Consider the following 13,016-nt stretch of genomic DNA (forward strand, 5'->3'; position numbering starts at 1 on the left):
CGGGCGCACGGGAAAGCCCGCCCCAGGTGGGGCGGGCTTTCCCTGCGGTTCGGTCAGGGTGCCTGGAGGTCGACCAGTTCGGCCAGTGCCGCGCGGTGGGCGCCCGCGGTACCGAGCGCGATCGAGTCGGCCTTGGCCCTCTTCAGGTAGAGGTGGACGGGGTGCTCCCACGTCATGCCGATACCACCGTGGAGTTGCAGCGCCTCCTCGGCGGCGCGGACGGCGACGGGCGCCGCGTAGGCCTGGGCGACGGCGACCGCCACGTCGACGTCGTCTCCGGTGGCGAGCGCGTCGGCCGCGCCCCGGGCGGCGGCACGGAGGTTGACGACCTCCAGCCACAGCTGGGCGAGCCGGTGCTTGAGCGCCTGGAAGCCGCCGACCTGCCGGTTGAACTGCTTGCGCTCCTTCAGATAGCGCACGGTCTCGGTCAACAGCCAGTCGGCGACGCCGAGCTGCTCGGAGGCGAGCAGTCCGGCACCGGCGCGCAGGGCCCGGCGCACAGCGGGTCCGGCGTCGCCGAGGCGACGGCCGACGGCACCGCTCAGGGTGACCGTCGCGAGGGGGCGGGTGAGGTCGAAGGAGACCTGCGGGGTGACCGTCGCCGCCGAGGCGTCGACCGCGTACAGGCCGCCGTCCTCGGCGGGCACCAGCAGCACGTCGGCGACCGCCGCGTCCGCGACGCCGGTCACCTCCCCGTGCAGGGCGCCCTCTTCGACGCGTACGGCCTTGAAGGCGGCGTCGGGCGCGGTGTGCAGCCCGATGGCCAGCGCGCCGACGGTCCGGCCGGACGCCAGCTGTCCCAGCAGTTCCTCGTCACCGCAGGCGAGCAGCGCCTCCGTGGCGACGACGGCACTGGTCAGATACGGCACCGGGGCGACCGCCCGTCCCAGCTCCTCCAGGACCACGGCGACTTCGCGGTGGGTCGCGCCCTGGCCGCCCTGGGCCTCGGGCACCAGCAGTCCGGCAAGGCCCATGCCCTCGGCGAGCGCTTTCCAGGCCGCCGGGTCGTGCGGGGTGTCCGACTCGGTGCGGGCGATCACACCCGGCGCGTCGCAGTGGTCGGCGAGGAGGTCCCGTACGGCCGCCCTGAGCGCCTCTTCCTCCTCCGAGTACAGCAGGTCGGTCATCGGGCGAGGTCCTTCCAGGCGACGTCCTTGTCGGTGCGCGGCTCGGCGGGCAGGCCCAGCACGCGCTCGGCGACGATGTTCAGCAGGACCTCGGTGGTCCCGCCCTCGATGCTGTTGCCCTTGGAGCGCAGGTAGCGGTATCCGGCGTCCCGGCCGGTGAAGTCCACCAGCTCCGGGCGGCGCATGGTCCAGTCGTCGTACAGCAGGCCCTCCTCGCCGCGGAGTTCGACCTCCAGGCCGCTGATCTCCTGGTTGAGGCGGGCGAAGGCGAGCTTCATGCCGGCGCCCTCGGGACCGGGCTGTCCTGCGACGAGTTGCTGGCGCAGGCGCTCGGCGGTGAGGCGGGAGACCTCGGCGTCGACCCACAGCCTCAGCAGCCGCTGGTGCAGGTCGTGGGTGCGCAGTTCGGGGCGTTCGCGCCAGGTCTTCGAGACCGGACCGATCATGCCGCCCTCGCGGGGCAGCCGCATGCCGCCGATGGCGACACGCTCGTTGTTCAGCGTGGTCTGCGCGACCCGCCAGCCGTCACCGATCTCGCCGAGGCGGCAGGAGTCGGGGATGCGGACGTCGGTGAGGAAGACCTCGTTGAACTCGGCCTCGCCGGTGATCTGGCGCAGCGGCCGGACCTCGACGCCCGGGTCGGTCATGTCGCAGAGGAAGTAGGTGATGCCCGCGTGCTTGGGCAGGTCCGGGTCGGTGCGGGCGATGAGGATGGCCCAGCGCGAGTTGTGCGCGCCGGACGTCCACACCTTCTGCCCGTTGACGATCCACTCGTCGCCTTCCCGGACGGCCCGGGTGCCGAGCGCCGCGAGGTCCGAGCCGGCGCCGGGCTCGCTGAACAGCTGGCACCAGACCTCCTCGCCGGTCCACAACGGCCGCAGATAGCGCTGCTTCTGCTCCTCGGTGCCGTACTTGAGGATCGTCGGGGCGGCCATGCCGAGCCCGATGCCGTTGCGGCGCGAGTCGTTGTCGGGGGCGCCGGCCGCTTCCAGCTCGGCGTCCACGACGGCCTGCAAGGAGCGCGGTGCGCCGAGGCCGCCGAGGCCCTCCGGGTAGTGCACCCAGGCCAGTCCCGCATCGAAGCGGGCCCTGAGGAAGTCGAGGCGGTCGGTGGTGGCGGGCGGATGCGAGGCCAGCAACTGCGCTGTGCGGCGCCTGAGTTCTGCTGTGTCGGTCATGCGGCGGCTCCGTTCTCCAGGGAGGGGACGACGGCGACCCGGCCGGTCGTGGCCCCGTCGCCGACCCGCTGGACCGCTGCCGCCGCCTCGCTCAGCGGCACCCGCTCGCTCACCAGGGGCTTGATCGCGCCCCGGGCCGCGAGGTCGGTGAGCTGCTCGTGGCAGTGCTGGACCAGCTTGGGGATCTTGGTGTTGTACAGGCCCCAGTGCAGGCCGAGGATCGAGTAGTTCTTCACGAGGGCGTGGTTCAGCCCGGGGTTCGGGATGGTGCCGCTCGCGAAGCCCACGACCACGATCCGGCCCTCGAAGGCGACGACCTTGGCGGACTGGGCGTAGGCCTCGCCGCCGACCGGGTCGTAGATCACGTCGGCGCCCCGGCCGCCGGTGGCCTCCTTGACGGCGGCCACGACGTCCTCGCCGTGCCGGTCGATCACCACGTCACAGCCCAGCTCCCGGGCGACGGACACCTTGTCGGCCCCGCCGACGACCCCGATGACGGTGGCGCCGGCCGCCTTGCCGAGCTGCACGGCCGCGCTGCCGACCCCTCCGGCGGCAGCGTGGACGAGCAGCGTCTCGCCGGCCTCGAGCCCCGCCCGGCGGTGCAGACCGAACCAGCCCGTCTGGTAGCCGATGTGCAGCGCGGCGGCCTCGGCGTCGTCCAGCGAGTCGGGCGCGGGCAGCAGCGCGGCGGCGTCCGCGACGGCGTACTCGGCGAAACCGCCGTAGGGCAGGGCCGGGTTGGCGATCACCCGGCGGCCGTCCTCGGTCTCGCCGCAGACCTCCACGCCGGGCGTGAAGGGCAGCGGGGGCCGGACCTGGTAGTGGCCCCGGCACATCAGCACGTCCGGGAAGTTGATGTTCGCGGCGCGCACCTTGAGCAGGACCTGGCCGTCACCGGGCGTGGGCGGCTCCACGTCCTGGAGCCGCATCACCTCGCTCGGCTCGCCGTTCTCGTGCACCTGCCATGCCTGCATGCGGAGCCTCCACGGGACTGCGTCGTCTGACCGGGCTGACCAGGGGTCGGTCGCATACTAAGCGGTCGCTTGCCAAGAGGGAACCCGTGACGCTCCTCACGACCGCTTGGGACGCGCCCGCACGTGCATCCGCTCGCCCTGCGGTCCGAACAGGCTGAGGAACTCCGCCGGCCCCTCCCCCGTCGATCCGAACCAGTGCGGCACCCGGGTGTCGAACTCGACGGCCTCCCCCGCCGTCAGCACGATGTCGTGATCACCGAGGACCAGCCGCAACCGCCCGGCCAGCACGTAGAGCCACTCATAGCCCTCGTGGGTGCGCGGCTCCGGCTCGTCCGTGGCCCGCGGCACCAGCACCTTGAAGGCCTGGAGGCCGCCTGGCTGACGGGTCAGCGGCCAGTAGGTGCGCCCGTGCCGCACGATCGGCTGGGCGCGCACCCGGGGATCGCGCACCGAGGGTGCCCCCACCAGTTCGTCCAGCGCCACCTCGTGCGCCCGCGCGATCGGCAGCAGCAGCTCCAGGCTGGGCCTGCGCAGGCCCGACTCCAGCCGGGAGAGCGTGCTCACCGAGATACCGGTCGCCTCGGACAGCCCGGCCAGCGTCGCTCCCCGCTCCTTGCGGATCCGCCGCAGCCGCGGACCGACCTCGGCGAGGACCTCTTCCATGACGTCGTCACTCATGGAGTCATTGCAGTTTCGGCAAACGGGTTTGTCAATGCCGCAGTGGGCGAGCGACCGTGCCCGTGGAGGTGGTCACACATGACCGGAAACCACGAAGTGAGCGACGGCTACGAAGTGATCGTGATCGGCGGCGGAGCCGCGGGCCTGTCCGCCGCCCTCGTCCTGGGCCGGGCCCGGCGCCGCACCCTGGTCGTCGACGCGGGCGAGCCGCGCAACGCGCCCGCCGCCCACATGCAGGGCTACCTGTCCCGGGACGGGATGCCGCCCGCCGAGTTCCTGGCGGTGGGCCGCGAGGAGATCGCCCGCTACGGCGTGGAGCTGGTGCGGGACCGGGCGGTGGACGCCACGAAGGGCGAGGACTTCGCCGTGCGGCTCGCGGGAGGGAGGACCGTCCACGCCCGGGCCCTCGTGGTCGCCACCGGCCTGAGGGACGAGCTGCCCCCGGTCGACGGCCTCGCCGCGCGCTTCGGCCGGGACGTGCTGCACTGCCCGTACTGCCACGGGTGGGAGGTGCGCGACCAGGCCTTCGGTGTGCTCGCGACGAGCCCGCTGAGCGTGCACCAGGCGCTGATGGTGACCCAGTGGTCGAAGGACGTGACGTTCTTCCTCAACACGGTCGCCGAGGAGGAACTGTCCGACGTGGACCTGCGCCGGCTCGCCGCCGCCGGGGTCGACGTGGTCCCCGGCGAGGTGGCCGGGGTCGTCGTCGAGGAGGACCGGCTGACCGGCGTCCGGCTCGTGGACGGCACCGTCCACGCCCGCGAGACCCTGTTCGTCGCGCCCCGGGCGGTCCCGGGGACCGACCTGCTGCGCCGGCTGGGCGCCGAGATGGAGCAGACCCCCTTCGGCGTCTACCCCGTGGTCGACGGCCGGGGCCTGACGACCGTCCCCGGGCTGTGGGCGGCGGGCAATGCCTCCGGAATCGCCGAGCAGGTCGTCAACGCGGCGAGCCGCGGTTACCGGGCGGGGGCCGCGATCAACGGGGAGCTGCTGATGAGCGACCTGGACGCGGCGGTCCGGGGTGCGCAGGGGACCGTCCAGGTGTAGTCGGCACGCCGGCGTTGCACCATGGCTGCATGCTGCTGACCCGGCTCGCCGACGTGTCCCGCGAGGTCGCCGCCACCTCGGCGCGCTCCCGCAAGATCGCCCTGCTCGCCGAGCTCTTCCGGGACGCGGAGGCGGACGACGTGCCGATCGTCATCCCCTACCTGGCCGGACGGCTCCCCCAGGGCCGGCTCGGCGTCGGCTGGAAGGTGCTGGGCCGCCCGGTCGCCCCGGCCGACGCGCCGAGTCTGACCGTGCGCGAGGTGGACGCCCGGCTCACCGAGCTCGGCCAGGTGGCGGGCCCCGGCTCCCAGGCCGAACGGGCCCGCCTGGTCGGGGAGTTGATGGGCGCGGCCACCGCGGAGGAGCAGCGCTTCCTCCTCGGGCTCATCACCGGCGAGGTCCGGCAGGGCGCGCTGGACGCGGTCGCGGTGGAGGGGCTGGCCGAGGCGACCGGGGCGCCCTCGACCCACGTGCGGCGGGCGGTGATGCTGGCCGGCTCGCTGCAGACGGTGGCGCAGGCGCTGCTCACGGACGGGGCGGCCGCCCTGGACCGGTTCCGGCTCACCGTCGGCCGCCCGGTCCTGCCGATGCTCGCCCACACCGCCTCCTCGGTGACCGAGGCGGTCGGCAAGCTCGGCGCCTGCGCGGTCGAGGAGAAACTGGACGGCATCCGCGTCCAGGTCCACCGGGACGGTGACAGCGTGCGGATCTACACCCGCACCCTCGACGACATCACCGACCGCCTGCCCGAACTGACCTCCGCCGCGCTGGAGCTGGCAGGCGGGCGGTTCGTCCTGGACGGCGAGGTCATCGCCTTCGACGACACCGGCCGGCCCCGCTCCTTCCAGGAGACCGCGGGCCGTGTCGGCTCCCGCGTGGACGTGGCGACGGCCGCCCGGACGGTCCCCGTCTCCCCCGTCTTCTTCGACGCGCTGTCGGTGGACGACCGGGACCTGCTCGACCTGCCCTTCACCGAACGCCACGCGGAGCTGGCCCGGCTGGTGCCCGAGCCGATGCGGGTGCGGCGCACGGTCGTGTCCGGCGCGCAGGATCTCCCGGCGGCGGAGGAGTTCCTCGAGGAGACCCTGCTGCGCGGCCATGAGGGCGTGGTCGTGAAGTCCCTCGACGCGCCGTACAGCGCGGGCCGGCGCGGCGCGTCCTGGCTGAAGGTCAAGCCCGTGCACACGCTCGACCTGGTGGTCCTGGCCGCCGAGCGGGGCCACGGGCGGCGCACCGGCAAGCTGTCCAACCTGCACCTCGGCGCCCGCACCGCCGACGGCGGCTTCGCCATGCTCGGCAAGACCTTCAAGGGCATGACCGACGCGATGCTCACCTGGCAGACCGAGCGCCTGAGCGAGCTGGCCGTCGAGGACGACGGCTGGGTGGTGACCGTGCGCCCCGAACTCGTCGTCGAGATCGCCTACGACGGCCTGCAGCGCTCCACCCGCTACCCGGCCGGCGTCACCCTGCGCTTCGCCCGGGTGATCCGCTACCGGGAGGACAAGCGACCCGAGGAGGCGGACACCGTGGAGACGCTGCTCGCCGCACACCCGGAGGTGCGGCCGTGACGGCCAGGCACAGCGCGGGCCTGCTGCTGTTCCGGCGGGGCGACGGCGGCCTGGAGGTGCTGCTGGGACACATGGGCGGCCCGTTCTTCGCGCGCAAGGACGCCGGAGCGTGGACCGTGCCGAAGGGCGAGTACGAGCCCGACGAGCCGGCCTGGGAGGCCGCCCGCCGCGAGTTCCGGGAGGAACTGGGGGTCGCGCCGCCGGACGGCGAGGCGATCCCGCTCGGGGAGGTCCGGCAGACGAACGGCAAGATCGTCACGGCCTGGGCGGTCGAGGCGGACTTCGATCCGGCGGTGATCGAGCCCGGCACCTTCGTCATGGAGTGGCCGCCGCGGTCCGGGCGGACCCGGGAGTTCCCCGAACTGGACCGGGTCGCCTGGTACGGCCTGGACCGGGCGCGCGAGGTGATCGTGCGGGCCCAGGCCGCGTTTCTGGACCGGCTGGCGGAGCACTCGGGCTGAGCGGACGCGTCGCGTTGCGGGGCTCGGCGCGGCGCGCGAAGGTCGAAGCACAGCCAGTACTCCAGGAGGTCGGTCATGCCCATCGCAACGGTGAACCCGGCGAACGGCGAGACGCTCAAGACGTACGAGGCCATGGACGAGGAGGAGCTCGAACGCCGGCTCCAGCTCGCGCAGGCCACGTTCCGCACGTATCGCACGACGGCGTTCGCCGAGCGCGCCCGGCTGCTGAACCGGGCCGCCGACCTCCTCGACGAGGACGGACCGGAGATCGCCCGGGTGATGACCACCGAGATGGGCAAGCCGGTCAAGCAGGCGCGGGCGGAGGCCGCGAAGTGCGCCAAGGCGATGCGCTGGTACGCCGAGCACGCCGAGGCGCTGCTCACCGACGAGGAGCCGGCCGAGGCCGACGTGAGGGACTCCGGCGCCTCCCGGGCCCTGGTCCGCTACCGGCCGATGGGGCCGGTGCTCGCGGTGATGCCGTGGAACTTCCCGCTGTGGCAGGTGGTCCGCTTCGCCGCGCCCGCGCTGATGGCGGGCAACGTGGGCCTGCTCAAGCACGCCTCGAACGTGCCTCAGACCGCCCTCTACCTGGAGGACCTGTTGCACCGGGCGGGCTTCCCCGAGGGCTGCTTCCAGACCCTGCTCATCGGCTCCGGCGCGGTCGACGACCTGCTGCGCGACGAGCGGATCAGGGCGGCCACCCTCACCGGCAGCGAGCCCGCGGGCCGCGCGGTCGCCTCCACGGCCGGCGAGATGATCAAGAAGACGGTGCTGGAACTGGGCGGCAGCGACCCGTTCGTCGTCATGCCGTCCGCGGACGTCGACCGGGCCGCCGAGGTCGCGGTGACGGCGCGGGTGCAGAACAACGGGCAGTCGTGCATCGCCGCCAAGCGGTTCATCGTCCACACGGACGTGTACGACCGGTTCGCCGAGCGCTTCACCGAGGGGATGAAGGCGCTCAAGGTCGGCGACCCGCTGGAGGAGGACACCGAGGTCGGCCCGCTGGCGAGCGAACGGGGGCGGGACGACCTGGAGGAACTGGTGGACGACGCGAGGCGCGGCGGCGCGAGCGTGCTGTGCGGCGGGGAGCGGCCGGACGGGCCCGGCTGGTACTACCCGCCGACCGTCCTGGCCGGTGTCACCCGCGAGATGCGCATCCACCGCGAGGAGGCCTTCGGTCCGGTCGCGACGCTGTACCGGGCCGCCGACCTGGACGAGGCCGTCCTCATCGCCAACGACTCGCCGTTCGGCCTGAGTTCCAACGTCTGGACGCGGGACGAGGCCGAGGTCGACCGTTTTGTACGGGATCTGGAGGCGGGCGGCGTGTACGTCAACGGCATGACGGCCTCCCACCCGGCGTTCCCGTTCGGCGGGGTCAAGCGGTCGGGCTACGGGCGTGAGCTGTCCGGGCACGGAATCAGGGAGTTCTGCAACATCACCACCGTTTGGCACGGTGCGTGACGCTTCCACGGCTACGATCCCGTCTGTGAACCGCGAAGTGACTCTGCCTCTGATCGTCGACGACCGCGGGCACTTGCAGGTGGCCGCGGCCGACGTGAGCAAGCTGCTGCGGACGTTGGGCGGCCGGTGGCTGCACCTCGTCGAGGCCGGGGCGGAGGGGCTGGACGAGGACACGGTGGCCGCGCTGACGATCGAGCTGGCGAAGCTGGCGGATCGGATCGATGTGGCGTGCATCGCCCACAGCAGCGGGACCACTCCGTGAGAGGCGCGTCTCGTTGCCGGGCGCATGCCGGTTGTGGCCGATCGCGCGGTTGCCCACGCTCCTGGGTGGGCGCACACGGCGGCACCTCGACGGCGGACGGCGGGACAGCCGGCCAGAGAGCGCGGGGAACTGCGCGACAAGCCGCGACGCGCCCGAGGACCGCATCGCGCAGCTCCCCGCCCCGCGTTACCGGATGGGCATCCCGGACAGGGTCCGGGCGATGACGAGCCGCTGGATCTCGCTCGTCCCCTCGAAGATCGTGTAGATGGCCGCGTCCCGGTGCATCCGCTCGACCGGGTACTCCCGCGTGTAACCGTTGCCGCCGAGGATCTGGATGGCCTGGGCCGTGACCTTCTTCGCCGTCTCGCTCGCGAAGAGCTTGGACATCGAGCCCTCGGCCGCCGTGAACGGCTTGCCGTTGATCGCCATCCAGGAGGCACGCCAGACCAGCAGCCGCGCCGCGTCGATGGACGTGCGCATGTCCGCCAGCTGGAAGGCCACACCCTGGTTGTCGATGATCGGCCGCCCGAACTGCTCCCGCGTCATGGCGTAGTCGAGGGCGACCTCGTAGGCGGCGCGGGCGGTACCGACGGCCATCGCGCCGACCGCGGGCCGCGAGGCCTCGAAGGTGGCCATGGCCGCGTTCTTCACCCGCTCACCGCCGGCCCTGGCCCGCTCCCTGGCCCGCGCCAGCCGCTCGTCCAGCTTCTCCTTGCCGCCGAGCAGGCAGGAACCGGGAACGCGCACGTTGTCCAGGATCACCTCGGCGGTGTGCGAGGCGCGGATGCCGTGCTTCTTGAACTTCTGGCCCTGGGCGAGGCCGGGCGTGTTCGGCGGGATGATGAAGGACGCGTGGCCCTTGGAGCCCAGCTCGGGGTCGACGACCGCGACGACCACGTGGACGTTGGCGATGCCGCCGTTGGTGGCCCACGTCTTGGTGCCGTTGATCACCCACTCGTCCTTGGCCTCGTCGTACACGGCACGCGTGCGCATGGAGGCGACGTCGGAGCCGGCGTCGGGCTCGGAGGAGCAGAAGGCGGCGACCTTGACATCGTTGGCGTCGCCGTACATCTGCGGGATCCAGGTGCCGATCTGCTCCTCGGTTCCGTTGGCGAGGACGCCCACGGCGGCGAGACCGGTGCCTACGATGGAGAGGGCGATGCCCGCGTCGCCCCAGAACAGCTCCTCCATGGCCATCGGGATACCGAGGCCGGTGGGGTCGAAGTACTGCTGGGCATAGAAGTCGAGGGAGTAGATGCCGACCTTCGCGGCCTCCTGGATGACCGGCCAGGGAGTCTCCTCACGCTCGTCCCATTCGGCGGCCGCGGGGCGGATGACGTCGGCCGCGAAGCCGTGCAGCCAGTCCCGGACCTCCTTCTGTTCGTCGTTGAGCTCCATGGTGAACTCGGCCATGTCCCCTCCAGCGGCGGCAGTGCGTGTTACTAGCGGTAACCCCGAGTCTGTTACCGGTCGGTAGGAAAAGTCAACTCCTGATGTCACCTCGGCAACCCGTTCGATCCCGGACGCCTGGCAGGTGTTAGTTTGCGCAGGCGTCACCGAATCAGCACGGGTGGGGAGAGCTCATGGACACCACACAGCGGACCGAGCAGCAGCGGTCCGCCGACCGCCGACGACGCGAGCTGCTGGAGGCCGCGGACAGAGTGGTGCTCCGGGACGGGCCCCAGGCGTCGATGAACGCGATCGCCGCCGAGGCCGGCATCACCAAGCCGATCCTGTACCGCCACTTCGGGGACAAGGGCGGGCTGTACGCCGCCCTCGCCAAGCGGCACACCGACGCGCTGCTGGACTCGCTGCGGGCGGCGCTGGACGCCCCCGCCGAGCGCCGGGAGCGGGTCGAGGCCACCCTCGACACCTACCTCGCGGCGATCGAGGCACGGCCCCAGGTGTACCGCTTCCTCATGCATCCGGCCGAGGGGTCGTCCGGTGACCAGGGGTTCGACGTCGGCAAGCACTCGGCTCCCCTGCTGCGGCGGATGGGCGAGGAACTGGCCCAGGTCATCGAGGAACGGCTGGACCTCGGGCCCGGGAGTCAGCAGCTGGCCCGTGTGTGGGGGCACGGGATCGTCGGGATGATGCACGCGGCCGGGGACTGGTGGCTGGGTGAGCGGCCCTGCTCCCGGGCCGAGCTCGTGCGGAGTCTGGCCGACCTGCTGTGGGGCCGGCTGGCCGCCGCGGGGGACAAGATGGGTGGCCCCGGGTTCTGAGGTCCACGGCGCGTGTGCGGACGGAAGCGGTCGCGCAGTTCCCCGCGGGGATCCGTCCGTGCGGTTCACCGCGCGCCCTCACGCAGGTCCACTCCCCCTTGCCCAGGAGGCCCGCGTCACCTGGCGCATCAGTCTCCTCCGGCGCCAGCCGGTGACCCGGTCCGCGTAGACCGTCCCCTCCAGGTGATCGCACTCGTGCTGCAGGCATCTGGCAAAGAATCCGGTGCCGTGCACGGTGACCGGATCGCCCGTGACCGTGCGCCCCTCGACCACCGCGTGGTCGTAGCGCTCCGTCCCCGCCTCCAGCCCCGGCAGGGACAGGCAGCCCTCCGGACCTCGCAGGACGAGCCCGTCCGCCTCCACCAGGCGCGGGTTCACGACATGTCCCAGGTGGCGGACGTCCTCGTCGTCGGGGCAGTCGTACACGAACACCCGCAGGGCCTCCCCCACCTGGTTGGCGGCCAGGCCGACGCCCCGGGCCGCGTACATCGTGGCGAACATGTCCTCGACGAGGCGGGCGAGTCCGGGGCCGAAGTCGGTCACCTCGCGGCAGGGTTCCCGCAGGACGGGGTCACCGAGCAGAGTGAGAGGCCGGACCTGCCCGCGGGCGCCCGGGATGGAGCCGTGTCGCATGGCGGCAAGGGTACGGTCCTTTCTGACACGCGCATGCCGTAGGCGGCGTGAGGTGGTGCCGCGATTCGGGTGTGCGAATGGATCTCGATAGGCTGACCACCTACCACGTTGCCGTCAGGCTTCAGGCGCGGCGCGTACGCAAGGAGGATCGAGAACTGATGGCAGGCAACTCGGACCCGCTCACGCCGCGGGCCAAGATCGCCGTGACCGCGGGCAAGGCGGTCGCGGCGGCGTCGCGTGCCGCTGGACGCGGCAGCGGTTCGGTGATCGGCGGCCGGGTGGCGCTGAAACTCGACCCCGACCTCCTTGCCCGGCTCGCCCAGAACCTGGACGTCGTCCTCGTGTCGGCGACCAACGGCAAGACGACGACCACCCGTCTCATCGCGGAGGCGCTGCGCGCCGCGGGCCCGGTCGTCTCCAACGCGCTCGGTGCCAACATGCCGGCCGGCATCACCTCGGCCCTGGCGGGCGGTTCCGACGCCAGGTACGGCGTCATCGAGGTCGACGAGAAGTACCTGGCGGGCGTGGCCCGCGACACCGCCCCGAAGTGCATCGCCCTGCTCAACCTCTCCCGCGACCAGCTCGACCGCGCCGCCGAGACCCGCATGCTCGCGGAGAACTGGCGCGAGGGGCTGGCCGGGTCCAAGGCCGTCATCGTCGCCAACGCCGACGACCCGCTGGTGGTGTGGGCCGCGTCCTCCTCCCCCAACGTCGTCTGGGTCGCCGCCGGCCAGATGTGGAAGGACGACGCCTGGTCCTGCCCGTCCTGCGGTGGCGTGATGCAGCGTCCGGGCGACGACTGGTTCTGCGGCGAGTGCGGGTTCCGCCGGCCCACGCCGAGCTGGGCGCTCTCCGGTGACCACGTCCTCGACCCGCACGGCTCCGCGTGGCCGATCCACCTCCAGCTGCCGGGCCGCGCCAACAAGGCGAACGCCGCCTCCTCGGCCGCCGTGGCGGCCGTCTTCGGGGTGCCGCCGCAGGTCGCGCTGGAGCGCATGTACCAGGTGCAGGCCGTCGCCGGACGCTACGACGTCGTCCAGTTCATGCAGCGCGACCTGCGGCTGCTGCTCGCGAAGAACCCGGCGGGCTGGCTCGAGACGTTCAGCCTGATCGATCCTCCGCCCACCCCGGTCATCCTGTCGGTGAACGCGCGCGGCGCCGACGGCACCGACACCTCCTGGCTGTGGGACGTCGACTACACCCGGCTCACCGGCCACCCGATCTTCGTCATCGGCGACCGCAAGCTGGACCTCGCGGTGCGTCTGGAGGTCGCCAACCAGCACTTCCAGGTGTGCGAGAGCATCGACCAGGCGGTCCAGATGGCTCCGCCGGGCCGCATCGAGGTCATCGCGAACTACACCGCCTTCCAGGACCTGCGCCGCCGCGTCGGCAACTGAGCACG

The 13,016-nt window shown here is 72.5% G+C and carries 13 protein-coding genes; 7 read left to right on the forward strand and 6 right to left on the reverse strand.

Translation table 11 applies throughout. The features are described 5' to 3' along the window. Positions 1-53: 53 nt before the first annotated feature. The 4 genes from ACIBBD_RS05485 to ACIBBD_RS05500 all read right to left on the reverse strand — a co-directional run bounded on the left by ACIBBD_RS05485 (position 54) and on the right by ACIBBD_RS05500 (position 3,957). A complete protein-coding gene (locus ACIBBD_RS05485) occupies positions 54-1,127 on the reverse strand; it encodes an acyl-CoA dehydrogenase family protein (RefSeq protein ID WP_399417967.1) in 1,074 nt (357 codons plus the stop codon). After that, positions 1,124-2,305 carry an acyl-CoA dehydrogenase family protein gene (locus tag ACIBBD_RS05490; protein ID WP_399417968.1) on the reverse strand — a complete coding sequence of 394 codons (1,182 nt, stop codon included), beginning with the start codon at positions 2,303-2,305 and terminating at the stop codon, positions 1,124-1,126. Before ACIBBD_RS05490 ends, ACIBBD_RS05485 begins: the two co-directional genes overlap by 4 nt. Next, complete coding sequence (locus ACIBBD_RS05495; protein WP_399417969.1) at positions 2,302-3,279, reverse strand: NADPH:quinone oxidoreductase family protein; 978 nt, start codon at positions 3,277-3,279, stop codon at positions 2,302-2,304. Before ACIBBD_RS05495 ends, ACIBBD_RS05490 begins: the two co-directional genes overlap by 4 nt. A 96-nt stretch (positions 3,280-3,375) precedes the next feature. Continuing rightward, positions 3,376-3,957 carry a helix-turn-helix domain-containing protein gene (locus tag ACIBBD_RS05500; protein ID WP_399417970.1) on the reverse strand — a complete coding sequence of 194 codons (582 nt, stop codon included), beginning with the start codon at positions 3,955-3,957 and terminating at the stop codon, positions 3,376-3,378. A 78-nt stretch (positions 3,958-4,035) separates the two neighbouring features. Between ACIBBD_RS05500 and ACIBBD_RS05505 the strand changes: the two genes are divergently transcribed. The 5 genes from ACIBBD_RS05505 (at position 4,036) to ACIBBD_RS05525 (ending at position 8,756) form a co-directional block, all read left to right on the forward strand. Then, positions 4,036-5,004, forward strand: coding sequence for an NAD(P)/FAD-dependent oxidoreductase (locus tag ACIBBD_RS05505; protein WP_399417971.1), 969 nt, complete (start codon positions 4,036-4,038; stop codon positions 5,002-5,004). Between the two features lie 29 nt (positions 5,005-5,033). Next, positions 5,034-6,572, forward strand: coding sequence for an ATP-dependent DNA ligase (locus ACIBBD_RS05510; protein ID WP_399417972.1), 1,539 nt, complete (start codon positions 5,034-5,036; stop codon positions 6,570-6,572). Continuing rightward, on the forward strand, positions 6,569-7,033 hold the full coding sequence (locus ACIBBD_RS05515) for an NUDIX domain-containing protein (RefSeq protein WP_399417973.1): 465 nt from the start codon (positions 6,569-6,571) through the stop codon (positions 7,031-7,033). The genes ACIBBD_RS05510 and ACIBBD_RS05515 overlap by 4 nt, the downstream gene beginning before the upstream one ends. A gap of 75 nt (positions 7,034-7,108) precedes the next feature. After that, entirely contained in the window at positions 7,109-8,494 is a 1,386-nt protein-coding gene (locus ACIBBD_RS05520; RefSeq protein ID WP_399417974.1) for an NADP-dependent succinic semialdehyde dehydrogenase, read from the forward strand. Positions 8,495-8,519: 25 nt separating this feature from the next. After that, positions 8,520-8,756 (forward strand): DUF6213 family protein, encoded by a 237-nt coding sequence (locus tag ACIBBD_RS05525; protein WP_399417975.1) that lies wholly within the window; start codon positions 8,520-8,522, stop codon positions 8,754-8,756. Between the two features lie 186 nt (positions 8,757-8,942). Here ACIBBD_RS05525 and ACIBBD_RS05530 read toward each other — a convergent pair whose 3' ends face one another. After that, entirely contained in the window at positions 8,943-10,169 is a 1,227-nt protein-coding gene (locus tag ACIBBD_RS05530; protein ID WP_399417976.1) for an acyl-CoA dehydrogenase family protein, read from the reverse strand. Positions 10,170-10,339: 170 nt separating this feature from the next. Here ACIBBD_RS05530 and ACIBBD_RS05535 point away from each other — a divergent pair, with 170 nt between their 5' ends. Next, the gene (locus tag ACIBBD_RS05535; protein ID WP_399417977.1) at positions 10,340-10,981 is read left to right on the forward strand and encodes a TetR family transcriptional regulator; all 642 of its coding nucleotides are present in this window, start codon (positions 10,340-10,342) and stop codon (positions 10,979-10,981) included. Positions 10,982-11,059: 78 nt separating this feature from the next. On the opposite strand, the gene def is transcribed toward ACIBBD_RS05535, so the two are convergent. Further along, positions 11,060-11,614 (reverse strand): peptide deformylase, encoded by a 555-nt coding sequence (gene def / locus ACIBBD_RS05540; protein WP_399417978.1) that lies wholly within the window; start codon positions 11,612-11,614, stop codon positions 11,060-11,062. 158 nt (positions 11,615-11,772) lie between these two features. Here def and ACIBBD_RS05545 point away from each other — a divergent pair, with 158 nt between their 5' ends. Beyond that, complete coding sequence (locus ACIBBD_RS05545) at positions 11,773-13,011, forward strand: MurT ligase domain-containing protein (RefSeq protein WP_399417979.1); 1,239 nt, start codon at positions 11,773-11,775, stop codon at positions 13,009-13,011. The last annotated feature ends 5 nt before the right edge of the window (positions 13,012-13,016 follow it).

The organism is Streptomyces sp. NPDC051315 (assembly GCF_044455165.1).
In the GTDB taxonomy this organism is placed as follows: Bacteria; Actinomycetota; Actinomycetes; order Streptomycetales; family Streptomycetaceae; genus Streptomyces.

What these genes read in the sequence shown, in the direction of transcription:
- ACIBBD_RS05485 (WP_399417967.1), bottom strand. Translation starts at nt 1,127, where the DNA reads ATGACCGACCTGCTGTACTCGGAGGAGGAAGAGGCGCTCAGGGCGGCC.
- ACIBBD_RS05490 (WP_399417968.1), bottom strand. Translation starts at nt 2,305, where the DNA reads ATGACCGACACAGCAGAACTCAGGCGCCGCACAGCGCAGTTGCTGGCC.
- ACIBBD_RS05495 (WP_399417969.1), bottom strand. Translation starts at nt 3,279, where the DNA reads ATGCAGGCATGGCAGGTGCACGAGAACGGCGAGCCGAGCGAGGTGATG.
- ACIBBD_RS05500 (WP_399417970.1), bottom strand. Translation starts at nt 3,957, where the DNA reads ATGAGTGACGACGTCATGGAAGAGGTCCTCGCCGAGGTCGGTCCGCGG.
- ACIBBD_RS05505 (WP_399417971.1), top strand. Translation starts at nt 4,036, where the DNA reads ATGACCGGAAACCACGAAGTGAGCGACGGCTACGAAGTGATCGTGATC.
- ACIBBD_RS05510 (WP_399417972.1), top strand. Translation starts at nt 5,034, where the DNA reads ATGCTGCTGACCCGGCTCGCCGACGTGTCCCGCGAGGTCGCCGCCACC.
- ACIBBD_RS05520 (WP_399417974.1), top strand. Translation starts at nt 7,109, where the DNA reads ATGCCCATCGCAACGGTGAACCCGGCGAACGGCGAGACGCTCAAGACG.
- ACIBBD_RS05530 (WP_399417976.1), bottom strand. Translation starts at nt 10,169, where the DNA reads ATGGCCGAGTTCACCATGGAGCTCAACGACGAACAGAAGGAGGTCCGG.
- ACIBBD_RS05535 (WP_399417977.1), top strand. Translation starts at nt 10,340, where the DNA reads ATGGACACCACACAGCGGACCGAGCAGCAGCGGTCCGCCGACCGCCGA.
- def (WP_399417978.1), bottom strand. Translation starts at nt 11,614, where the DNA reads ATGCGACACGGCTCCATCCCGGGCGCCCGCGGGCAGGTCCGGCCTCTC.
- ACIBBD_RS05545 (WP_399417979.1), top strand. Translation starts at nt 11,773, where the DNA reads ATGGCAGGCAACTCGGACCCGCTCACGCCGCGGGCCAAGATCGCCGTG.